Annotated in this window: 20 protein-coding genes; 7 read left to right on the plus strand and 13 right to left on the minus strand. The window is 51.9% G+C overall.

Translation table 11 applies throughout. From position 1 onward, the window contains the following. The first annotated feature begins 141 nt into the window (after positions 1–141). The gene (locus A3841_RS08180) at positions 142–870 is read left to right on the plus strand and encodes a glycosyltransferase family 2 protein (protein ID WP_073851905.1); all 729 of its coding nucleotides are present in this window, start codon (positions 142–144) and stop codon (positions 868–870) included. Here the strand turns inward: A3841_RS08180 and A3841_RS08185 are convergent, their stop codons facing one another. The 7 genes from A3841_RS08185 to mutY form a co-directional block, all read right to left on the minus strand. Continuing rightward, the gene (locus tag A3841_RS08185; RefSeq protein ID WP_073851798.1) at positions 871–2,325 is read right to left on the minus strand and encodes a hypothetical protein; all 1,455 of its coding nucleotides are present in this window, start codon (positions 2,323–2,325) and stop codon (positions 871–873) included. Positions 2,326–2,403: 78 nt separating this feature from the next. After that, positions 2,404–3,384 carry a gliding motility protein GldB-related protein gene (locus A3841_RS08190; protein WP_073851799.1) on the minus strand — a complete coding sequence of 327 codons (981 nt, stop codon included), beginning with the start codon at positions 3,382–3,384 and terminating at the stop codon, positions 2,404–2,406. A 136-nt stretch (positions 3,385–3,520) separates the two neighbouring features. Beyond that, positions 3,521–5,626 carry an ATP-dependent DNA helicase RecG gene (recG, locus tag A3841_RS08195; protein ID WP_073851800.1) on the minus strand — a complete coding sequence of 702 codons (2,106 nt, stop codon included), beginning with the start codon at positions 5,624–5,626 and terminating at the stop codon, positions 3,521–3,523. A gap of 985 nt (positions 5,627–6,611) precedes the next feature. Continuing rightward, complete coding sequence (gene gldD, locus A3841_RS08205) at positions 6,612–7,178, minus strand: gliding motility lipoprotein GldD (RefSeq protein ID WP_073851802.1); 567 nt, start codon at positions 7,176–7,178, stop codon at positions 6,612–6,614. 13 nt (positions 7,179–7,191) lie between these two features. Then, a complete protein-coding gene (gldE, locus tag A3841_RS08210; protein ID WP_235861327.1) occupies positions 7,192–8,562 on the minus strand; it encodes a gliding motility-associated protein GldE in 1,371 nt (456 codons plus the stop codon). Positions 8,563–8,588: 26 nt separating this feature from the next. Continuing rightward, positions 8,589–9,080, minus strand: a complete 492-nt coding sequence (locus A3841_RS08215) for a single-stranded DNA-binding protein (RefSeq protein WP_073851803.1) — start codon at positions 9,078–9,080, stop codon at positions 8,589–8,591. 113 nt (positions 9,081–9,193) lie between these two features. Then, entirely contained in the window at positions 9,194–10,285 is a 1,092-nt protein-coding gene (gene mutY, locus A3841_RS08220; protein WP_073851804.1) for an A/G-specific adenine glycosylase, read from the minus strand. Between the two features lie 323 nt (positions 10,286–10,608). Between mutY and A3841_RS08225 the strand changes: the two genes are divergently transcribed. From A3841_RS08225 to A3841_RS08235, 3 genes are all read left to right on the plus strand, one after another. Continuing rightward, a complete protein-coding gene (locus A3841_RS08225; protein ID WP_046309325.1) occupies positions 10,609–10,914 on the plus strand; it encodes an HU family DNA-binding protein in 306 nt (101 codons plus the stop codon). 58 nt (positions 10,915–10,972) lie between these two features. Then, positions 10,973–11,842, plus strand: a complete 870-nt coding sequence (locus A3841_RS08230) for a tetratricopeptide repeat protein (RefSeq protein ID WP_073851805.1) — start codon at positions 10,973–10,975, stop codon at positions 11,840–11,842. Between the two features lie 214 nt (positions 11,843–12,056). Further along, positions 12,057–13,658 carry an Rne/Rng family ribonuclease gene (locus A3841_RS08235; RefSeq protein ID WP_073851806.1) on the plus strand — a complete coding sequence of 534 codons (1,602 nt, stop codon included), beginning with the start codon at positions 12,057–12,059 and terminating at the stop codon, positions 13,656–13,658. 74 nt (positions 13,659–13,732) lie between these two features. Here A3841_RS08235 and A3841_RS08240 read toward each other — a convergent pair whose 3' ends face one another. Then, entirely contained in the window at positions 13,733–14,392 is a 660-nt protein-coding gene (locus tag A3841_RS08240; RefSeq protein WP_073851807.1) for a porin family protein, read from the minus strand. Between the two features lie 74 nt (positions 14,393–14,466). Here A3841_RS08240 and gldB point away from each other — a divergent pair, with 74 nt between their 5' ends. The 3 genes from gldB (at position 14,467) to A3841_RS08255 (ending at position 17,473) form a co-directional block, all read left to right on the plus strand. After that, the gene (gldB, locus tag A3841_RS08245; protein ID WP_073851808.1) at positions 14,467–15,471 is read left to right on the plus strand and encodes a gliding motility lipoprotein GldB; all 1,005 of its coding nucleotides are present in this window, start codon (positions 14,467–14,469) and stop codon (positions 15,469–15,471) included. 102 nt (positions 15,472–15,573) lie between these two features. Next, positions 15,574–16,782 (plus strand): glycosyltransferase family 4 protein, encoded by a 1,209-nt coding sequence (locus A3841_RS08250; RefSeq protein WP_073851809.1) that lies wholly within the window; start codon positions 15,574–15,576, stop codon positions 16,780–16,782. Positions 16,783–16,972: 190 nt separating this feature from the next. Further along, on the plus strand, positions 16,973–17,473 hold the full coding sequence (locus A3841_RS08255; protein WP_073851810.1) for a DUF4890 domain-containing protein: 501 nt from the start codon (positions 16,973–16,975) through the stop codon (positions 17,471–17,473). A 77-nt stretch (positions 17,474–17,550) separates the two neighbouring features. Here the strand turns inward: A3841_RS08255 and nth are convergent, their stop codons facing one another. From nth to A3841_RS08285, 5 genes are all read right to left on the minus strand, one after another. Continuing rightward, a complete protein-coding gene (gene nth, locus A3841_RS08260; RefSeq protein ID WP_073851811.1) occupies positions 17,551–18,234 on the minus strand; it encodes an endonuclease III in 684 nt (227 codons plus the stop codon). Between the two features lie 216 nt (positions 18,235–18,450). Continuing rightward, positions 18,451–19,344 carry a hypothetical protein gene (locus tag A3841_RS08265; RefSeq protein WP_073851812.1) on the minus strand — a complete coding sequence of 298 codons (894 nt, stop codon included), beginning with the start codon at positions 19,342–19,344 and terminating at the stop codon, positions 18,451–18,453. 66 nt (positions 19,345–19,410) lie between these two features. After that, positions 19,411–19,800 carry a DUF805 domain-containing protein gene (locus A3841_RS08270; protein WP_073851813.1) on the minus strand — a complete coding sequence of 130 codons (390 nt, stop codon included), beginning with the start codon at positions 19,798–19,800 and terminating at the stop codon, positions 19,411–19,413. Between the two features lie 154 nt (positions 19,801–19,954). After that, complete coding sequence (locus tag A3841_RS08275) at positions 19,955–20,287, minus strand: hypothetical protein (protein WP_073851814.1); 333 nt, start codon at positions 20,285–20,287, stop codon at positions 19,955–19,957. Positions 20,288–20,778: 491 nt separating this feature from the next. Beyond that, a complete protein-coding gene (locus A3841_RS08285; protein ID WP_073851816.1) occupies positions 20,779–21,381 on the minus strand; it encodes an RNA polymerase sigma factor in 603 nt (200 codons plus the stop codon). Positions 21,382–21,416 lie beyond the last annotated feature (35 nt).

Here is a 21,416-nt window from a genome sequence, read left to right on the forward strand (position 1 = left end):
AGGTAGCAGCCTTTTTTGTATAAAAAAGGGAGAACATCGGGGTATTAAAAGCAAATTTCTAATCAATTTTATACTTGGAGCGGTAATAGTAGCAGGCATCTTACGTATTAGGGAAACAGCAGTATGGTACAAAACAGAACTATGAACGTGACTTGCCTTATACCTTGCTTTAACGAGCGCGAGCGGATTGGCGGGGTGCTGGATGTAATCGTTGGCACAGCCTGTATCTCCCAGGTTATTTGTGTGGATGATGGCTCCACGGATGGTACGGCAGACTTTATACAGCGGCACTGGCCCGAAGTGGAGGTAGTGCGTCTGCTGCAGAATGTGGGCAAAACGGCTGCTATAAAGTATGGCTTGAAGTACGTGCGGCACAAGGCGCTGCTGATGATGGACGCCGACCTGCAGGACCTGCGGAAGTATGAGTTGGAGGCCGCCCTACAGGCATACCGGAAGTATGATTCCGTGGATATGATCATCCTGCGCCGCATCAACTCGCCCTGGTTTGTGAAGTGGTACCGCAGCGATGTGCTTTTATCCGGCGAGCGCATTCTTAAAACCGCCGACCTGCGGCAGGTGCTGCGCCAGAGGCTGAAGTGCTACCAACTGGAGGTAGCCATAAACCGCTACATGCTGCGCCATAAAAAAGTGGTGCGCTGGATGCCGTGGTCCGCCATGAATACCTATAAGGTGGATAAGCTGGGCGTGCTGGACGGCTCCCGCAAGGAGTTCAGGATGTATGTGGATATTGTGAACTACGTCGGCTTCTCGCATATGCTGCTGCAGCTGACCTCCTTTACGCGCAAGATGCGGGAAAAGCAAAAAAGCGAGTCACGGCGGCCCCGCTTTCTGCAGCAGTTAAAACTGTAACTATTTTATTTCGATGCGGCTTAGTTGCAGCTTGTCTGCCTTTTTACCGCCACGCAGTACCGTTACGATGCTCTTATCGGCCAGCCAGGTGGTGTAATCCTTCACATAAGCCAATTTTTTATCTTTCGGGATGCTGAGGCGCAGGCCCTGCGGGGCAGTGGCGCTTCCGTCGTTGGTGTTGATCTGGCGCAAGTATAAATCATACTTGCCGTTGAGTTCCTCCAGGGTGAGCAGGTTAAGCATGTTGCCGCTGAGGTAGGAGCTATAGGAGATACTGGTAAAGCCTTCGGAGGCCGGGGCCTGTTGTTGCTTCATCAGCACGGAGTTCCAGTCGAAGGTCATGTACTCATCGTAGGCGAACAGGTGCAGCTCTTTGGCAAAGTATGGCGCATCCTCACCGCCCTCGGTATACTTCTTCTCTGCAAGTATAAGCAGCTGCTTCTCCGGCGTCAGCAGCAGGTCGGTCAGGTAGATATCTTGCAGTTTGTTGCTTTTGTTGGCCTTGTCCAGCGCGTTCACCTTCTGCACGTACTCCGGCGTAAATTTATACTCTTCGGCAAAGCGCATGTCCTCCTGCTCAAAATCATACTTCACGGCTTTCAGGCTGTAGTAGCTGCCGGTCTTCTCGTCGGCTGTCAGCACGGCGCCATACATTTGCCCGTCCGGCATCAGCTCGAAGCGCGTGTCGCGTATGTATACTTTCCTGCCGTCAAACACGCCGCCTACCAACACCGACATCACCTGCGCCTTTTTGCTGCCCGGCTTGTACTGGCGCACGCTCAGGCGGTTCATCTGGTCCGAGATCAGGTTTACGTACTGCTCACCGCCGTTGCCCACTTGTATGTCGGCTGTCAGGATGCCGCGCAAATCGCTCAAATCATACTTCACGTCCTGCTGCTTCTGCAGGCTGCCGTTGTAGAGCGTGCCGCTGATTTGTTGTATCTGGAAGCTGTTATCGGTATGGAAACGGTATGCCAGCACCTGCGAGCCATCGGCAGACACGGCCACACCGGCCCTGCGCCCTTTGGCCGGGGCCTCCAGCAGTTGTACCGGCTTCTCCGTTTTACCATTTTTCAGGTTGATGCGGTGCGCGTGCAGCAGCTGGATTTTGCCCTCTTGCAGGTGCGTTACCACCAGCGCCGCCTCTTGTCCGGCCGTAAACCTATCCACTTCCTCGCCCGCAGCCATGGGTATCTCCGCCGTCCAAAGCTTTTTCAGGTCTGCGTTATACTTCTCCACGGTATACTTACCATCGCCCTGGCGGTTTAAAAGTATAAACTCGTTCTGCCCCACCGAAATGGATTTGTGCGGCAGGCGCTGGTTGTAATGGTCGGCCTCCGGGTTAGGCTGGTAATTAAAGTCTACTGCTGCCCTGATTTTGGACTGGGCAAGTATAGCCTGCGGCAGGCAAAGCAGGCACAGAAGTATAAAGTATAGTATAAACTGCTTTTTCACGGGTGGTTTGGGTTTTGGTAGAGGTAAAACGGAGGTGTGGAGTGTTTGTTGTGGGTGACGCTCTGCTCTTGTGTCAGCTTAGCTACCGAATTTCTCTGTATAACAGCTCTTTAACAGAAATTCCTCGGTGTTCTTCATCATGATTATCTCTTCGATGGCCTGCTTTTTATCAGACGCCTTATGGTAGTAGGCCTCACATATCCTGTAGCCAATGAAATACCCTAGATCAGCCGGCCTGCTTGATCTGTAGTTATACATCCAGTCCGTATCTGATACAAGCTTTCCCGCTTTAACATCTGCGTAGAACTCCTGCCATAACTGCCTTTCGTGCGCTACTCCGTAATCATAAATGGCCTTGCTTAAGGTAACCTTGTTTAGAATGAGTGAGGCAATGAAATCAGCGGCACCTTCCTCAATAGCTTCTTTCAGCAGCGAACTGTCTTCGGCATCGCTGGCTAGCTGCTGCGTGTGCACTGCTTCATGCAGAACCAAGCCGACAATATCCCCTGTCTTGTGTTGTAAGACTGTTCCGATAAAGTTACCCTTCTCAAACTCACTTAGGTTTACAGATTGATCTGCCGCTTCTATTTCTGCTCCGATAAGGATCAAGCCATTCGTTACTGTTCCGCCAGTCCGCAGAGCACCAATGGCAAAACACACGTCTGGCTGCTTGAAGGCTGGATAAAGCTCCCTGAATTTATTGAAAGCCGGCCCTAACTCTGACTTCCTGTTTTGAATGTCTTCCGTCAGTGGCCTGATTGTCTTCCAGTACTCAGGCATAGTTCTGACGAGGTGCGCGTATTCCTTCGCCCGGAAATTCCTTACCCGGAGAAACTCCTGGAAGTAAGGGCTTGCCTTATCCAGGTAGAACTCCTGGAAGGTTCTGGCACTGTCTGTCGAGGTTGCCAGGCTATCGTAGGCGGCCCAGAAGTTGTCTATGTCCCGCGTCTCAATCGTGTAGCCTACTTCTTCCGCCTTGTTTGATTCCGGTGCATTAGAGTTAGTGCAGCCAGCTGCGATGAAGCTAAGAAAAATGATTCTGTAAATCTTTTTAACCATGCAGTAGATTGATTAAGTAGCCAACTGGTGTATGAGAACAGTTATTACATTCCGTTAAAGTATAAACAGCTTTAATATTCACATTCTGCTATTGTTTCGCGTGGAACCAAAGTTTAAGTAGCCCCAACTTTCTAACTTAGCTGATTCTGCTCCAATTAACAGTATTGGCGCTAAGCGACTGGATGTGGCGGCGGATGTTGGCATGCTCCGGCTGCTCCAGCTGTGGGTCCTGGTGCAGCACGCGTTGGGCGGCGGCACGGGCCTCCTGAAGTATAGGCGCATCTTTGGCCAGGTCGGCGATGAGCAGGTCGAGCACACCGCTTTGCTGCGTTCCCATCAGATCGCCGGGGCCGCGCAGTTTCAGGTCGATGTCTGCAATCTCGAAGCCGTTGTTGGTGCGAACCATCGTCTCGAGGCGGGTCTTGCTGTCCTTGCTCAGTTTGTAGCCCGTCATCAGGATACAGTAGCTCTGTTCGGCACCACGGCCCACGCGGCCGCGCAGCTGGTGCAACTGCGACAAACCAAAACGCTCGGCACTCTCAATGATCATCACGGAGGCATTCGGCACGTTCACACCTACCTCAATTACGGTGGTGGCCACCATAATCTGCGTCTCGTTCTTCACGAAGCGCTGCATCTCGTAATCCTTATCCTGCGACTTCAGTTTGCCGTGCACCATACTTACCTGGTACTCCGGGAAAGCACGTTTTATACTTTCGTAGCCATCCATCAGGTCCTTGTAGTTCTCCATCTGCTCCGACTCCTCGATGAGCGGGTACACGATGTATACCTGGCGGCCCAGCTTTATCTGGTCGCGAACGAACTGGAACACGCGCAAGCGGTGCGAATCGAAGCGGTGTACGGTCACGATCTCCTTACGGCCGGCCGGCATTTCATCAATCACCGACACATCCAGGTCGCCGTACAGGGTCATGGCCAGTGTGCGGGGAATAGGGGTGGCCGTCATCACGAGCACGTGCGGGATGATGCGCGGGTTTTTGCGCCATAGCTTGGAGCGTTGCTCCACGCCAAAGCGGTGCTGCTCGTCTACGATGCACAGGCCCAGGTTCTGGAACTGCACCACGTCCTCCAGCAAAGCGTGCGTACCCACGATCATTTTCATCTCGCCGGAGCGCAGCTGCTCGTGCAGCACTTTGCGGTCTTTGGCTTTGGTGGAGCCGGTGAGTTTGCCCAGATTGATGCCTAACCTGTCGGCAAAAGCTCTCAGGCCTACGTAATGCTGGTCGGCCAGGATTTCGGTAGGCGCCATCAGCACCGACTGCGCCCCGTTGTCGGCGGCAATCAGCATCGTAATAAAGGCCACGATAGTTTTGCCCGAGCCCACGTCGCCCTGCAGCAGGCGGTTCATCTGCTTGCCCGCCGTTAAATCGCCATAAATTTCCTTCACCACCCGCTTCTGCGCGCCTGTCAGGTCGAAGGTCATGTGGTTTTTATAGAACTCATTGAGCGTGGGCACCTGGTTAAACACCTGGCCCTTCAGGTCAGCCTTGCGCACCACCTTCTGACGGAACAGGCGCAGCTGTATGTAAAAAAGCTCCTCGAACTTCAGCCTGAACTTGGCTTTGTTATACTTGTCGGCCGACTCTGGGAAGTGAATATTGGCATAAGCACTGCGCTTGTCCATCAGCTTATACGTCTCGATCAGCTCCGGAGACAGCGATTCCTGCACCTGTGGTAGCGCCACCTTCAGCAAATGCTCCATCATTTTAGCTATTACCTTGCTGTCGATGCGGTGGGCTTTGAGCTTTTCGGTGGTGTTGTAAACCGGCTGCAGGAAAGAGGTTGTTTGCTTCTCCTCGGCCAGTTCCTCCAGCTCCGGGTGGGCCATGCTGAACCTGCCGTTGAACTCGGTAGGCTTGCCAAACACAATGTAGTCGGTATGGTTCTTCAGCGATTTCTCCATCCACTTCACACCCTTAAACCACACCAGTTCCAGCTGGTCGCCGTTTTCGTCTACCAAGGTGGCTGCCAGTCGCTGTTTTCGGCCTTCGCCAATCACCTCTTTTCCCCGGATGCGGCCGCGCACTTGTACGTAGGGCATGCTCTCGTCCAGCTCGGCCACTTTATAAAACTGCGTGCGGTCGAGGTAGCGGAAAGGGTAGTGCTGGATCAGGTCGCCGTAGGTGAAGATGCTGAGTTCTTTCTGCAACAGCTCCGCCCGCATCGGCCCCACGCCCTTCAGGAATTCTATTTTGGTGTTGAAGAAGTTGCTCCCAGTCATTGGCTTGCTATCGGATGAAAGTATGGCAAGTAGTACAAAGTACAAAAATAAGCAAAAGCCCCGACAGGAGTAAATGCTGGCGGGGCTTTATACTTGGTAATTATACTTTAGGCATACTTTAAATATGGGCTATACTTTATACTTGCCTGGCGATGCCAACTACTGGCGCGAGTTTGCAACTCGTGCCTACTATGATGTTGGGTTTGCAACCCAACTGGCTTGAAAAGCCATACTTTATACTTCTGCTATACTTCATACCTTCTCTGGCGCAAGCGTCCGCTTGTGCCTCTTTATACTTTGGCTATACTTCCTTAGCCATAGCCATGGCTTCCATCTACTTGAACCAAGCTATACTTACTAGCGATTGTTCATCCTCCAGATTTACAAACCTACTGTTGCATCTCTGGCTTTGGTGCTCTCAAGCCCGAGAGGGCTCGCCTTCGGGCATCGCGCTGTGTTCCCTCCTGCCTCCGCTGCGCTACGGCTGCTCAACAAGTTGAGCACCGGATCTCACAAGGCGATCAACCCAAAGGCTGGGATCTGTTTTCGATAGCTTCTGCCCTTACTGTCATCTCGAACGTAGTGAGAGATCTCTTTAGAATTCTGTTTAGATCTCTCGCGCTGCTCGAGATGACAGGGAAAGTAGCAAGTATAACTCCCTCCCCTGTTCTGGGGGTAGGGGCCCTCGATAAAAGGGGAGGGTTGGAGTGGGGTGAAAAGGGGCCAGGGGGTATACTTTGTAGGGACAGGTCGCGACCTGTCCGCACGATAGCCGCAGAAATGAAACTCATACTTTTGAAGAAGTAGATATAGAACTCCTCACTTTGGCTCCAGAACAGTATACAAAGTATAAAAAGCAACAGCCCCTGAAGTATACTTTGCTTCAGGGGCTGTTGCTTTTCCAGACGCTCGCAGGAGCTGCGCACGCTTCGAGGTCTTTATTTTATACTTGTTAATCAAACAATTACCAAGTACCAACCAACAACTACATTTCCTTCCACTCCAGGGTATTCAGCAAATGGATAATATCCTTCTTCACAAACTCGATCACCGGGGCAAGCGAGTCGTTCTGGGTGGCGGTTCTAAAGTATAAAGCCCCGCGCAGGAAGTTTTCGGTGGAGTCGGTTACGTAGAACTGGAACTGGCTGGGCACCTCGCCCTCCAGCTCAAAAACCGCGGCCACATCACCGGTAGGGATCTTTATCTCTGCCTCTTCGATGGCGTAAGCCTTAATCTGGTGCTTGGCAGTCAGCTTGCGGGCATCCTCCACCAAATCGTTCAGCTTTTTAGGGTCATTCCCCAGTGCCTTATACGTTAGCTGCACGTTGGCCCCCAGGCTCGGGTAGATGATGTTGATCCAGTGCGGCTGCGCAATGCCGGAAGAGTCGGGGCGGATCTTGGCGTGCTGCGAGTACTCAAACGTATAGGGGTGCGCCTCCTGCAGCTGCTGGTAGGTTTGCGACGGCAGGTCGATGCGGTTATAGCCTTTGGGCTTGGGCGTGTAGTCTGCGCTGCTGCAGGCCACTGCGCCGGCGGCAAGGGCTACCCACATAAAGGCCTTCAGGCTAACTAACTTTATGGTACTGTTCTTTCTTGCTTGCGACATTGATCTTTACTCGTTTTACGCGCTTCGTGTCCGCCGACTCAACCGTGAAGTGGAAGCGGCCATAGGCTACGTCTTCGCCCACCCGCGGTATCCGTGAGAACAGCGCCAGCACCAGGCCGGCCACCGTCTCGTTTTCGCCCTTCACCTCGTCAAAGATGTCAAAAGGCACCTCCGCTATCTTACAGAAGTCGTGCAGCGAGGTCTTGCCATCAAAGATAAAGGTATTTTCGTCGAGTTGGGAGTAAATGATGTCATCGTCGTCGTCAAACTCATCGTTGATCTCACCCACGATCTCCTCCACAATATCCTCCAGCGTAAGCAGGCCTATGGTGCCGCCATACTCGTTCACCACGATGGCCATGTGCACGTGCTTGTCCTTAAAGTCCTGGAAGAGGTCGGCGATGCGCTTGGTTTCCGGCACGAAGAAGGGCGGGCGCACCAGCTGCTGCCAGTTAAAATCGGCGCCTGCGCCCAAGTGGGGCAACAGGTCCTTCACATAAAGTATGCCCTCAATATGATCGGTGTTATCGGTGTAAACAGGCACCCGCGAATAGCCCCACTCCACGATCTGCGGCATGAGTTCCGGCAGGGTCATGGCGGTGTCGAAGGCCACAATGTCCACGCGCGGCCGCATGATCTGCTTCACGGAGATGGCGCCGAAGTTCACCACGCCACGCAAAATCTTGCGCTCTTCCGGCGAGGTGTCGGCGTTAATCAGGGCCACGTCCAGGCTGTGGTGCAGCTCCTCTATAGTATGGTTGTATCCCCGGATAATGTACTTGCGCTCGATGTGCTCGTTGATGGAGATAAGGAGCCAGGAGATAGGGCGCATGATGCCCTGCAGCCTATCTAAAACGCCGGCCATGCGGCGCACCAGCGGCATGCGGTGCTTTTGGGCGTATACCTTTGGCAGCACTTCCCCGCAAAAAACGATGAAGAAGGTGGCAAACAGCATGCACACGGCCAGATTTCCTGCCGATAAGGCCATGGTGCCGAACACCTGCCAGGCTACGTAGGCAAACAGCGTGATGATGGTCACGTTGATGCCGTTGTTCAGTATAAGTATGGTAGTAAGAAGCTTGCGCGGATTCTGCAGGAGGCGGTACACACGTTGCTCGGCGGGGCGCCTGCTTGTCTTGCACTGCTCCAGTTCCTGCTCCGAAAGAGAGAAAAAAGCTGCCTCGGCACCTGAGGTCAGGGCCGAGAGCAGCAATAAGATCAGGCCGCCTGCTATGGCTGCCAGGTATTCAAACCTGAGTTGCGTTAACGAACTCTGTAAAAGTTGAAGTAAACTATAACTCAGGGGGTCTCCGGGATCTGTACTTTCCAAGATGGTTCTGTTTAATGAAACATAGGTTAGAACGGCAGGTCGTCGGGCTCGTCACTCTGGAACCCGCCGGCTGGGCTGCCGCCTTTGCTGGCCGTGGCGCCACCGCCGTAGTTTCCGCCGCTTGTAGCCGCAGATGCTGAGGAAGCAGAAGCTCCTCCCTGGTAGTCGCCGCCGCCGTTGTTATCTCCGCGGCCGCCCAACATGGTCATGTTATCGGCTACGATCTCGGTGCTGTAGCGCTGCACGCCGTCTTTGTCCTGGTAGTTGCTGGTGCGGATCTTGCCCTCGATGAACACCGAGTTGCCTTTGCGCAGGTATTTTTCCGCCACTTCGGCCAGGCCTCGCCACACCACAATGTTATGCCACTCGGTGCGCTCCTGCTTCTGTCCGTTTTTGTCCTTAAAGGACTCGGAAGTAGCGATTGGGAAGCGGGCAACAGCCACTCCACCTTCCAGGTGACGTACTTCCGGGTCTTTGCCCAGGTTTCCGATCAGGATTACTTTGTTTACACTTGCCATGTCTTTTTTGTCTAATATTAACGTGAATTGGGCTACTCCAGCAACCAAGCTGGAGGCAAATATGGCTTTTACTGAAACTACTAGAATGCTTTTATCCCCAGAAAAGTTTCAGCCTATAAATATACTAAAATCTTAGCATCTTTCAAATAGCTATTGATTAAAACTGGTTTGGGTAAAGCCTCGATTTCCTGAACGTTATAAGCAGTCAACCTTGTTTCCTGAAGCACCTCTGCTTTTAGCGATGCCTTGAGTTTTATACGGTAAAACCGCGCATTTATTTTCTGGTGGCTGAGAATGTGCTTGTAGTCTTTGGCGGGCGGCTGCACCTGCGCCTCCTGCACCGCCACACCGGCCTGCTGCAGCTCGTGCAGCAGCTGCTCCCCGGGCAAGTCCTTGCTGTCGCTCTCATAAAGGTAAAAGTCGTAGAGCCCCTGCCAGATATCGCCCTCCAGGCGCTTGCGCAGGTAAAAGGTGCCGTTTAGCTCGAACACGAGGTAGTGGAAAAAGCGGGGCCGCGCCGCCTTTGCCTTCGATTTTACCGGCAGCTCCTGCACCATGCCGTGGTTAAAGGCAAAGCAACTCTGCTGCAGCGGGCAGAACAGGCAGTCGGGCATAAGGGGCGTGCACTGGATGGCCCCGAACTCCATGATGGCCTGATTGTAGGTATCCGGCTCTCCGGCGGGCACCAGCTCATCGGCCAGTTTCTGGAAAATTTTCCGGGAGGAGGGAGCAGCTATATCATCCGAGATGCCGAACACACGCGCCAGCACCCGGAACACGTTACCGTCCAGCACGGCCACCTGCTCTTTGAAGGCAAAGGCCGCAATGGCCGCCGCTGTGTAGCTGCCTACGCCCTTCAGCTTGATCAGCTCCTCATACTTGTCCGGGAAGTTGCCGCCATACTTTTCCGCCACCAGTTGGGCGGTGTGGTGCATGTTGCGGGCCCTGGAATAGTAGCCGAGCCCCTGCCACAGCCGCAGCACCTCGTCCTGCGGGGCCGCCGCCAGGTCCTGCACGGTGGGGTAGGCCGCTACAAACCGCTCGTAATAGGGCAGGCCCTGCGCCACCCGCGTCTGCTGCAGAATCACTTCGGAAAGCCATATAAAGTAGGGGTCTGTGGTGTCGCGCCAGGGCAGAGACCGCTTGTGCCGGCCATACCAGCTTAGCAGGGTTTGGGCAAAATGGGCGTGTGTGGCAGTGGACATCTATTGCATTGCTTAAGGTTTGCAGAACAGGCAAGTTACGGCTTTGTTCGGGGCAACAGCAAGTATAAACCTAGTGGGTGAACTTTGAAATATAAACTGCCAGGGTGCGTTAGGGGAGGGTGAGACAGCCACGGTGGCTGCACAAAGCAGGTATGGCGGCGGGAAAAGACGGCAGTTTTGAACCTAATAATTTAGCACTAAAGCTTTTACTATTCGAAAAGTAAAACTACCTTTGTGCCCCGAATTTGATCATTTTACGGAACAGTCTGATTTCCAAAGATTAGAAAGTTAACATATTATTAATATCCTAAAAATTTAAGAAAGTGACTAAAGCAGAAGTAATATCAGAGATTGCTGATAAGACAGGGATTGATAAGGCAGATGTACAGTCTACAATCGAGGCTTTCTTCAAAGTGGTGAAGGACTCTATGGCTGATGGCAACAACATCTACGTGAGAGGTTTTGGTAGCTTTGTGAATAAGAAGCGTGCGAAGAAAGTAGCTCGTAACATTTCTAAAAACACATCTATCATCATCGACGAGCACTTTATCCCGAGCTTCAAGCCATCCAAGACCTTCATCCAGAAGATCAAGAACAGCAAAAAGATTCAGGAGCTTACGCATTCTTAATTTTTTGTATCTTTGCTGATCGGAATTAAAAAAGTAGCATAGCAATAAGGTAAAAAGAATGAAACGATCACAGATATTGATAGTTGTAGCAGCCATCGTGTTGGTGGTGGGTTTGTTCTTTTTGCCTAAAATTGTTGTTAACAACGAGGATCAGGACAGCGTAGCCGGAACTGAAGCCGGTGCCGCACTGCCTGAGGGCCACTCCGAGGACGATGGCCACGACCACGGGTCTGCGGAGGCAGGGGCCGCTGAAAGCGCGCACAGAACAGCCACACCAGAGCAGATGATGGCGCTCACCACTGCCCGCGCCAAGTATAACAAGGCTTCCGACGAGCAGGCACGCAGCCTGTTGGCGGTAGAGCTTGGCGAGGCCTATTCCAACGCTGCCAAGTATGACAGCGCTGGCTACTATTACGAGGTTGCTGCGAAGACCCGTGGTGGCGAGAAAAGCTTTAGAAGAGCCGGAGACGCCTATTACGAGGCCTTTACGTTTGCCGCTACACAGGAGCGTGCCGGTGAGATGGGCGCGAAAGCCCGCAGCATGTACGAGCAGGTGCTGAAGAACAACCCCTCTGACCACGATGCCAAGACCAACGTAGCCATGACCTACATCGCGACCTCTAATCCGATGCAGGGAATCACCATGCTGCGCGAGGTACTGGCCTCGGCCCCAAACAACCAGAAGGCGCTGTTCAACCTTGGCATCCTCTCCATCCAGTCGAACCAGTACGACAAGGCCGTGGAGCACTTCCGAAAGCTGGTTGCGGTGAACCCGGAGCACGTGGAAGGAACCTTCTACCTGGCGGTGGCGTTGGCTGAGACGGAGCAGACCGAAGAGGCAAAGGCCTTATTCAACAAAGTGAAGGGCATGAGCAACGATCCTGCGCTGAACACTTCGGTTGATGAGTACCTGGCCAGACTGCAGTAAAGCATTAAAAAAATCATCCATAAAACAAAAACTACAAGATTATGCCTTGCGGAAAGAAAAGAAAAAGACATAAGATCGCGACTCACAAAAGAAAGAAGCGCCTTAGAAAAAACAGACATAAGAAGAAGTAATTCTTCTGCGTTCACGAGGGCCCACTTTACATAAGTTAAAGTGGGCTTTGGTCTTATACATCCAACTAACCATTTGAGAGAAATTGAGCAACGAGCTAATCATCAATTCTACTCAGGATGGGGAACGCATTGCGCTTTTACAGGATAAACGCCTGGTAGAGTATCACTTCGAGTCGAAAGACACGGACTACATTGTAGGCGATATTTTCCTGGGAACTGTAAAAAAAGTAATGCCTGGACTGAACGCCGCCTTTATTGATATTGGCTACCAGAAGGATGCATTCCTGCATTACCATGATCTGGGAGCCAACATCAAAACGCTGAACAGGTACGTAAAAGCGGCGCAAACACAGAAGAACGCAACACCCAAGCTAAACCAGGCGAAGTTTGAGCCTGAGATAGACAAACTCGGCAAAATAGCTGACGTGCTCAAAAAGGGGCAGCAGCTGTTGGTGCAGATCGTTAAAGAGCCTATCTCAACCAAAGGCCCACGCTTATCCTGCGAGCTCTCACTTGCCGGACGTTATCTGGTGCTCGTGCCGTTCTCAAACACGGTAAGCGTATCCAAGAAGATTGTCAGCAAGGAGGAGCGGACCCGTCTGAAACGCCTGATCACAAGTATAAAGCCGGAGAACTTCGGCGTGATCATCCGGACAGTGGCGGAAGGCCGCGATGTGGCAGAGCTCGACAGAGACCTGCGCAACATGCTAGCAAATTGGGAAGAGGGTTTTAAAACCCTCAGAATAGCAAAGCCAAACGACAAGATTATTGGCGAGCTGAACCGTTCTTCCTCCATCTTGAGGGATTTATTAAACGAGAGCTTTGACAACATAGTGGTTGACAACACGCAACTCTATGACGAGATCAAGGCATACGTGCAAAGTATAGCGCCGGAAAGGATCAAGATCCTGAAGCACTACACTGGCAAAACCAAGACCTTTGAACACTTCCACATCGAGAAACAGCTAAAGGCTGCCTTCGGAAAAACCGTGACGATACCAGGTGGCGGATACCTGGTGATAGAGCACACCGAGGCGCTGCATGTAGTCGATGTGAATAGTGGGAACAAATCCAATACCGAAACCGATCAGGAGGCAACCGCACTGCACGTAAACATGATGGCCGCCAAAGAAGTGGCCCGTCAGCTGCGCCTTCGGGATATAGGTGGTATCATTGTCGTGGACTTCATCGATATGAAGTCGCCGGAAAACCGCCAGAAAGTATACGAGGTGGTGAGGGAGGAAATGAAGCGGGACCGCTCCAAATCCACTATCCTTCCGATCTCGAAATTCGGCCTGATGCAGATTACCAGACAGCGCGTAAGGCCCGAGCAAAACATTGTAACCGGTGAGGTTTGCCCTACCTGCGGCGGCACCGGTAAAACATCTGCCAGTATTCTGGTGACAGACGAAATTGACGCAGCGGTAGACGACCTGCTGACAAGCCACAACCACAGGAGCCTGGAAGTATACTTACACCCGTTCGTGCACGCCTACTATACCAAAGGGCTGCTGTCGCGGCAGGTGAAGTGGTTCTTCAAGTACTTCAGGTGGGTGAGCCTGGTAAAAGACACCTCGCTGGGCATCATGGAATTTAAAGTGATGGACAGCAGAGGAGAGGAAATAGAGTTGCGTTCCGCCTTCAGCGACATGAATGGCGTGCAGGATAAAGAAGAGGAGGAGTAAGCCTGGCTTACCCGCACAAAAAAGCCGCTGCTAAGTTAATAGCAGCGGCTTTTCTCGTTTTATAAGTATGGCTTTTAGAATTTCAGGCCAAAGTCCAGCGACACGCCGTTGTTCTTCACGGAGATATTCTTGTCACCGAATTTCTTCTCGTAGAAATCGTCAATGTCGGTGAGGCCGCGGTGGTAGGTAAGGCCGCCGAAGACCTTGGTGCTCTCGCCCATCTGGAACTCCACGCCGCCGCCAAGTATGGCATCGGCCTCAAAAATATTGAAGCGCTTGATCACCTTCTCGCTGTTAATCACCTTTTTGTTGTCTACCTGTGCGGCAACCTTGGTGTTGAGCGCGCCACCCACCTGGAAGTACAGCAGCGTGCCTGGGGCCACCTCGTTAGTGAAAAGCTTCAGCGTTAGCGGTAACTGAATGTATTGGATACTGAGGTCATCTTTTTCAGTAAAAAGGTTGCCATTATTATCCGAGTCAATATAGCTAATCTCAGCCCCTTTTCCACGGTACATCAGGCCGGTGCTGAAGGCATAGTTCTGGGCAAAGAAGTAGTCTACCACCACACCCACACCCAGGCGCAGGTTGTTGTTCTCCTTCTCGAAGTTATACCTGTCTTCGGCCACGAAGCGGTTACCCGAGATTGTCGGGGAGAGTTGCAGGCCGATCTCAACCTGGGCCATGGATGCGAATCCGGCGCACAAAAACAGCAATAAGAGTGTGATTTTCTTCATTAGCTTAGCTTTTATTATACGTTGCGTTACCCTATTACGAAGTAACCGCCTATTTTTGTACAAAGATACGAAACATGTATTACAGATTACTTATACTTGCCATACTTGTATTCGCCTTTGGGTGCGGTGAGAAAGGGTGTGAGTTACCCAAAGAGATCGCCCGGATACCGGTGGATGTGGAGATAGAGCGGCTGGAGAAACCTTTCTTTGCGGCAGAGACCAGGGCCGACATTGCCGGCTTCATCCAGGCCCACCCATACTTTGCCAAGCAGTACCTGCAGCAGGGCGAGTACCCCTCCGATTCTGCCTTCATCAACCCGCTGTATTCCCTGGCCACCAACCCTGCCCTGGACTCGCTGGCGCAGCAGGCCATGCATACGTTTGCCGATATGCAGGAGCAGGAGCAGCAGTTGGAGGGTGCCTTTAAGGTGCTAAAGTATAACTACCCTGATTTTGCGGTGCCGGAGGTGAAAACCTTCGTGACGGGCCTTGGCACCCTGGGCAACGACTTGTACGTGTCGGACAGCCTCATCGTGTTCGGGCTTGACTACTTTATCGGGCCGGAGGCAAAGTACCGTCCGCAGGCTTACGAGTACATCCTGAATCGCTACGAGGGGGAGAAGATGGTGCCGGCCGCCATGCTGCTGCTCTCCAACCGCTACAACAGAACAGACTTTGCAGAACGCAACCTGCTCACCGAGATGATCGGGATGGGGAAGGCCTATTATTTTGTGAAATCAGTGCTGCCCTGCGTGCCCGATTCGCTGATCATCTCTTATACTGACAAACAGATAGCGGACGTGTCTCATAACGAGGGGCGCATCTGGGCGCATTTTGTGGAGAAGGAGCTGCTGTTTGATAAGACGCCGTTTATCGTGAACAAGTATATTGGGGAGCGCCCCAACACGCCCGAGATCGACGCCACCGCCCCGGGCCGCATCGGTACCTGGGTGGGATGGCAGATCGTGCGCAAGTACATGGAGCGCAACCCGGAGGTAAGCCTGCCGGAATTAATGGCCGAAACCGATTACCGCAAGATCTTTGACGAGTCAAAGTATAAACCGGAGCGGAAGCGGTAATTTTAATGGCTACATGGCTAAATTGTTGAATTGTTATCACCCTTAGCACAGGATTTCAGCCTAGCACACAACGATTTAGCAATCAACACTCAAACAGTTAAAATGCACATTGCCCTTCTAAACCAGCACCACCACAACCCGGACTGCCCTGCCACGTGCCGCCATTACTCCTTTATGGAGGAACTGGTGCAGCGGCACAGGGTGAGCCTGGTGACGAGCGACGGCTGGCGGAAGACGCGCATCTCGCAAAAGTATGGCTGGGTGCCGGAGGGGGTGGAACTGCACGAGTGCATTGCGCCGTATTCTAATAAGATGGGGGTGCGCAAGCGCCTTAAATCCTTTGCTGGTTTTGCTGGGAGCGCGTTCAAGCACACCATGCAGCTGCAGAAGCCGGATGTGCTGTGGGCGGTATCCACGCCGCTGAGCACGCCGTGGGTGGCGGCACAGGCGGCCAGGCTGCGGGGTGTGCCGTGGGTGTTCGAGGTGCAGGACCTGTGGCCGAGTTTCCCGATACAAATGGGGGCCGTGCAAAGCAGCTGGCTGCAGCAGCGCCTCTATAGCATGGAGCGCCGCCTGTACGACAGTGCCAGCCATATCATCACGCTCTCCCCGGACATGACGGAGTACGTGGCCGGCCTCGGCATTCCGCCAGAGAAGATTACGACGAACTATAACGGCACCGACCTGGATATGGTGGATGCCGTGCAGGAGCAGGAGGTGGAGGAACTGCGGCTCAAGTATAAGTTGCAGGGCAAGCGCGTGGTACTCTACGCCGGCACCTACGGGCGCGCCAACAGCATGCCCACGCTCATGCAAACCATCCAAAGTATGGCCGCCGACCAAAGTATAACCTTCGTGTTTACCGGGAACGGGTACTATGAAGCCCAACTGCAGGAGCTGGCGCAGCGGGTGCCCAACCTGCTTTTGCTGCCGCCACAGCCCCGCCCCGATGTGTTTAAGCTGTTTAAGCTGGCCGATGTCTCTCTTGTGCCCTTCAACGATCTGCCGGTGCTGGCCAGCAACTCACCCGCCAAGTTCTACGACAGCCTGGCCTGCGGCACGCCCGCCATCGTCACCAACCCCGGCTGGACGAAAACCTTTGTAGAGAAGTATAACTGTGGCTGGTACACGCCCGCCGAGCAGCCCGAGGCGCTCGCGCAGACCATCCGGCAGGCGCTGGCGCAACCGCAGCAACTGCAGACAGCTTCCAATAACGGCGCGGCCATCGCCCGCCAGCTCTTCGACCGCAGGCAACTGGTGCGGCAGGTAGAGAAGGTGCTGCTAAGCGTGATAGCGCCATCTATCCGCTAAATCAAACTTTCTTTTCTGCGCCAGGTGGCGCCGTGAATCCCTGTTTTTAGTTTAACAAGTATAGTTTCCGTCTGGGGCTGCTGTTGCCGGAGTGATTTGGCACGCCGTTTGGATAGGCAGGATCAACAGCGATCATTTCCAGGTTTGGGCTTATCGCTGAACTATCTACCTGACCTAAAGAACAAAGAAGATGAAAAAGAAACTGTTAGCACTGGCACTAGGTGTGCTGGTTATGGGAAGCACTGTGGCGCCCGCAGTAGCACAAGATACGACCAAGCCCCGCCAGGAGGCAAGCATGCGCAAACACAAAGGCGAGCGCAAATCTCCGGAAGAAAGAGCCGAAGCCAGAGCAGAACGCATGACCAGGGAACTGGACCTGAACAAATCGCAGGCGAAGAAAGTGGAGGTGCTCTACCTGAAAGAGGCAAAAGAGCGTGAAGCCAAACATGCCAACTTTAAGAAAGCCGATAAGAGAGACACTGCTTCCCGCAAGCAGATGCGTACTGAAATGATGGCGGCCCACCAGCGCCACAACGAGGAACTGAAAGACATCCTCAACAAAAAGCAGTACGCCAGGTATGAGGAAATGCAGGCAAAGAAGCGCGAGCAGATGAAAGCCAGACACCAGGAAAAAGGCGGAAAAGGCAAGCGCGGCCACCACGAGAGAGGCAGCATGCAAGAGTCCCGATAAAGTATAAACAGAAACAGGCAAGCCGATCAAGCTTGCCTGTTTCTGTTTATACTTTTATATACTTTATACTTCGGCTCTTACACCCCACCCACCTTATTCTCCGGGTCGTCCGGGATATTGGGGAAGTTCTTCTGGAAGAAGGCGCAGAAATGAGTGAGGGGGCATTCCTCGCACTTGGGGCGGCGGGCCAGGCAGATGTAACGGCCATGAAGTATAAGCCAGTGATGCGCTTTGGAAATGAGCTCCTGCGGGATATTAGCCACCAGCTGCTTCTCCACCTCCAGCGGCGTTTTGGCGGTCTTCGTGACCAGGCCCAGGCGCTTACTCACCCGGAACACGTGCGTATCTACGGCCATGGCCGGCTGGTTCCAGATAACGGACACGATCACGTTGGCAGTCTTGCGGCCCACGCCCGGCAGCTTCACCAGTTCCTCCACCGTGCTGGGCACTTCTCCGTTAAACTGCTCTACCAGCATCCTGCCTAGGCCGGCCAGATGCTTGGCCTTGTTGTTAGGATAAGATATACTCCGGATCAGCGGGAAGACCTCCTCAGGCGTGGCCATGGCCAGCGCCTCTGCGGTAGGATACGCCTCAAATAGGGCGGGCGTCACCATGTTCACGCGCTTGTCGGTGCACTGGGCGCTCAGCACCACAGCTAGTATCAGCTCATAGGGGTTGGTGTATGCCAGTTCGGTCTCCGGCTCCGGAAAGTGCTGGGTAAAGTACTCGATCAGGAGTTTGTAACGTTCCTTTTTAAGCATAGGTAAGTATGTAAGTATAGGACAAGGTAGAATAACAAAGATAGCGTTATTCTGCTTTCTTGCGGCTTTTTGGCCCTTAGATCATCCGGAGTATAATAACCCTGCCTTCGGTTCTTTAATTAGCCGGATTTAGTTATCTGTAAATGCACCCCGCTGTGATCAGGCGCTCCGCCTCCTCTAGATAAGGCTGTCTGACTTGGTTTTTGTCGTTCATGATTAAGCCTTTTTAGATGATCTCTTTATAAAGGATTTATTTTGTTCATTGATGATAATATGGATATCACTATAAGCGTCAGGACCTCCGAAATAGTCATCTATGAATTTATGAGTAGTATGGAAAAGCTTGAAGTCAGTTTCATAAGCCAGCGCTGTTTTAGAAAGAGCCTCATCAAATAACTGAAGATATGCCGCAAGCTTCGTTGAGTAGAAAACTTTTGCTCTTAAATAAATGGAGTCTATTTTCTGATGCTCTAATAACGATGTGTGGTTAATAATAAGGGTCAGGGATAACTGAATATAGCGAAGTGTTTTGAAGAGATGGGTTAGCTGGTCAGGAGCAAAGGTATAGTAGATTTTTACACTACCTTGGGGATCAGAGCCATTTAAATTCCAATATTCATGGTGATGAAGAAGTTGAATAGCGTTTTTTATAGCATTAAGCCCTTTATTGCTCTCTGATTCCTTATACAAGAAGTAATTACCGCCAGGCTTTGTAGAAACAGCATGATGGAATATTTTGTATTGTAGTTCCAAAGAGTCGAGCTCTTGAGAAACTTCAGTTAATATACTTTCCACCTGCCTTGATATCTCTAATCTAAGAGATTTATCAGCTTCTTCCTCAAGAGCTTTCTTCTGAATTGTGTTGGCTTTATTTTGGGCTCTGAGAGCTAAATAAACTAGGATAGCACCAAGAAGATTTATGAATGGTGCTGTAATTCCCCCGATAGCATCGCCAACCGCTCCTCCTTCAGATATATCGTACCAACTATATAAAGGCTTTCTTGTAAATAGTATGACGATACCTATCAAAAATGAACAAAAAATAAAAATGCCTAGAAGGATATATGGGGGAAACCAACTTTTCTCCCGATTATTAAAAGTGCTCTCCATTTATTTGTTGCATAATGCTGGAAAAAGTAAAGCCCCTGCTTAATGGCAGGGGCCTTTGGATTTTACTTACGCGTGCTCTAAGGATGCCTGAGCAGGAGCGGTGGCTCTAAGCAGGTCGGCCTGGCTCATGCGGCCCTTGGGGTCGGATCCATAACCGTTGCTACCGTGGTCCCCGTCACCGAACAGCATCCAGAGCCCATAAAAAGGGATAAGTTGAAAAAAGCCTGAGTTGCCGCGGTCGTGGCACCTCTTGGCGCCGGAAGCAAGGCTAACCCAGCTTGCGAGGAGCATGGCCACACCAAGAAAGAGAGTTGCACCGATCGCCGCTGACTCACCGGCAAGAAGTGATGCGCCAAATACCATAAAAATGAGGCCCACTACAGCTGAGAGAGCGATTTGAGTAACGGCGTACTCGGTTCTGCGGATTCTTCCGCTGAAAGAGAAAATGTTTGACATACTAGTTTGTTTTATAGTTGGAAATGTTGAAGCACAAGGTAAATAATGTATAGTAAAATCGTAGTATAAACTTGTGTGATATTAGAAATGACTCCTTAGGGAAACATTGGCAGGTAGGAAAAGAAAAAGCCACCCTCAGCGGGTGGCTTTACTGTTAGGTTTTGCTTCGGCGCTCGGCTTCCTCGATCCGCTCCAGCAGCTGTTTAATCCGCTCTAGCTCTGGCTGCTCTGCCTGAAAGAGTTCCTGGTCCAACTCCTGCGGAGTGGGGGAGAGCCTGTTGTGGGCGAGCTTTAGCAGGGTGACGTAGTTGTCGATCTGACGGCTTATCTGCGTATAAAACTCCGGATGCTCCTGTGCCTGGTCCAGAAAGCCCTCTTTCTGGTTTTCGGCCTTACGCACCTCCCGGTATATGCGCATACCAGCCTCCTGCCTGGAAAGCCCTTCCTGCTCCAGTGCAGCCATGAATTGATTAAAGTCAAAGTTCATCGTAGGTAATCATACCGTTTCTGTGGTGATTAGGATACACCTGTGCCACAACAAGGATGAGGTACAGCCTCAGAAGCCTATTTCTTTGTGAATTCTTTCTCCTTGTAGAAAAGCCATGTAGCAGAACATAAGGCTGGTGGCAAACAAAATACCTTAGCCTTCATAAGCGGAATAGCTAGGTTGGCAAGCAGAAAACCGATACTTTCTGGAGAGGGCAGCTTGTTACCAACGTCCTCCGACTCAGCCTCGGAATCCCTGATGCATAAAAAAAGTTTGCAATCGGTTAGGACTGCAAACTTAAGCTCTTTGAGTATTTTATTATGTTTTGAACCGAGCGATCGCTGGGCGCTTTGGAAGCCGCCCCGTCGAGGAGCTGCTGGAGCAGGAGCAGATCGGAGCAGCCCTCGGCCAACTCTGAGTCGTGCATTAACGCTGATTCCAGCTGCGCGCAGGCGTCGTCGGCCAACTCGTCATATACATACTGGATCAGTTCATTCTGTGTAGAGGTTTGTATCATAAGCAATATTACTTTTTAGCATCTTTTTCCTGAGGTTGATCAGCGCATAGCGCATACGACCCAGGGCTGTGTTGATGCTCACGCCGGTAGCGTCGGCTATCTCCTGGAAGCTCATCTCTGCGTAGTGGCGCATCATCAGCACTTCCCGCTGCGACTGTGGCAGCGTTTGGATAAGCTCGCGCAAGCGGGCATGCGTGTCCTCTTTTATCTGCAGCGACTCGGCAGAGTCCTCAGAGAAAGACATGTTATTGAACACGTTACTGCCGTCTTCCAGCGTGATCACCGGGCTTCTTTTCTCTTTACGGAAATGGTCGATTGCCAGGTTATGTGCAATGCGGCATATCCAGGAAGAGAACTTGCCTTCCTCGTTGTAGCGTCCGCCCTTCATGGTGTGGATGGCTTTTATAAACGCATCCTGCATGAGGTCCTCGGCCGTGTACGAGTCCTTTACGATCAGTAAAATAGTAGTGTAGACTTTGTTTTTGTGCCTGTTTACAAGCTGTTCAAACGCACCTTCATTACCTGCGATGTAGAGCGATACCAATGCAGAGTCGCTCATCTGGGTAGTTGTATTCATCTTAAAGCTACATTAAGTTAACGTAGAGCTTTATA

The organism is Pontibacter flavimaris, from assembly GCF_001907195.1.
Classification (GTDB): domain Bacteria; phylum Bacteroidota; class Bacteroidia; order Cytophagales; family Hymenobacteraceae; genus Pontibacter; species Pontibacter flavimaris.

What these genes read in the sequence shown, in the direction of transcription:
- A3841_RS08270 (WP_073851813.1), bottom strand. Translation starts at nt 19,800, where the DNA reads ATGTCAAACATTTTCTCTTTCAGCGGAAGAATCCGCAGAACCGAGTAC.
- mutY (WP_073851804.1), bottom strand. Translation starts at nt 10,285, where the DNA reads ATGTCCACTGCCACACACGCCCATTTTGCCCAAACCCTGCTAAGCTGG.
- A3841_RS08240 (WP_073851807.1), bottom strand. Translation starts at nt 14,392, where the DNA reads ATGAAGAAAATCACACTCTTATTGCTGTTTTTGTGCGCCGGATTCGCA.
- A3841_RS08250 (WP_073851809.1), top strand. Translation starts at nt 15,574, where the DNA reads ATGCACATTGCCCTTCTAAACCAGCACCACCACAACCCGGACTGCCCT.
- gldB (WP_073851808.1), top strand. Translation starts at nt 14,467, where the DNA reads ATGTATTACAGATTACTTATACTTGCCATACTTGTATTCGCCTTTGGG.
- A3841_RS08275 (WP_073851814.1), bottom strand. Translation starts at nt 20,287, where the DNA reads ATGAACTTTGACTTTAATCAATTCATGGCTGCACTGGAGCAGGAAGGG.
- A3841_RS08180 (WP_073851905.1), top strand. Translation starts at nt 142, where the DNA reads ATGAACGTGACTTGCCTTATACCTTGCTTTAACGAGCGCGAGCGGATT.
- A3841_RS08255 (WP_073851810.1), top strand. Translation starts at nt 16,973, where the DNA reads ATGAAAAAGAAACTGTTAGCACTGGCACTAGGTGTGCTGGTTATGGGA.
- gldD (WP_073851802.1), bottom strand. Translation starts at nt 7,178, where the DNA reads ATGTGGGTAGCCCTTGCCGCCGGCGCAGTGGCCTGCAGCAGCGCAGAC.
- nth (WP_073851811.1), bottom strand. Translation starts at nt 18,234, where the DNA reads ATGCTTAAAAAGGAACGTTACAAACTCCTGATCGAGTACTTTACCCAG.
- recG (WP_073851800.1), bottom strand. Translation starts at nt 5,626, where the DNA reads ATGACTGGGAGCAACTTCTTCAACACCAAAATAGAATTCCTGAAGGGC.
- A3841_RS08265 (WP_073851812.1), bottom strand. Translation starts at nt 19,344, where the DNA reads ATGGAGAGCACTTTTAATAATCGGGAGAAAAGTTGGTTTCCCCCATAT.
- A3841_RS08285 (WP_073851816.1), bottom strand. Translation starts at nt 21,381, where the DNA reads ATGAATACAACTACCCAGATGAGCGACTCTGCATTGGTATCGCTCTAC.
- A3841_RS08215 (WP_073851803.1), bottom strand. Translation starts at nt 9,080, where the DNA reads ATGGCAAGTGTAAACAAAGTAATCCTGATCGGAAACCTGGGCAAAGAC.
- A3841_RS08190 (WP_073851799.1), bottom strand. Translation starts at nt 3,384, where the DNA reads ATGGTTAAAAAGATTTACAGAATCATTTTTCTTAGCTTCATCGCAGCT.
- A3841_RS08230 (WP_073851805.1), top strand. Translation starts at nt 10,973, where the DNA reads ATGAAACGATCACAGATATTGATAGTTGTAGCAGCCATCGTGTTGGTG.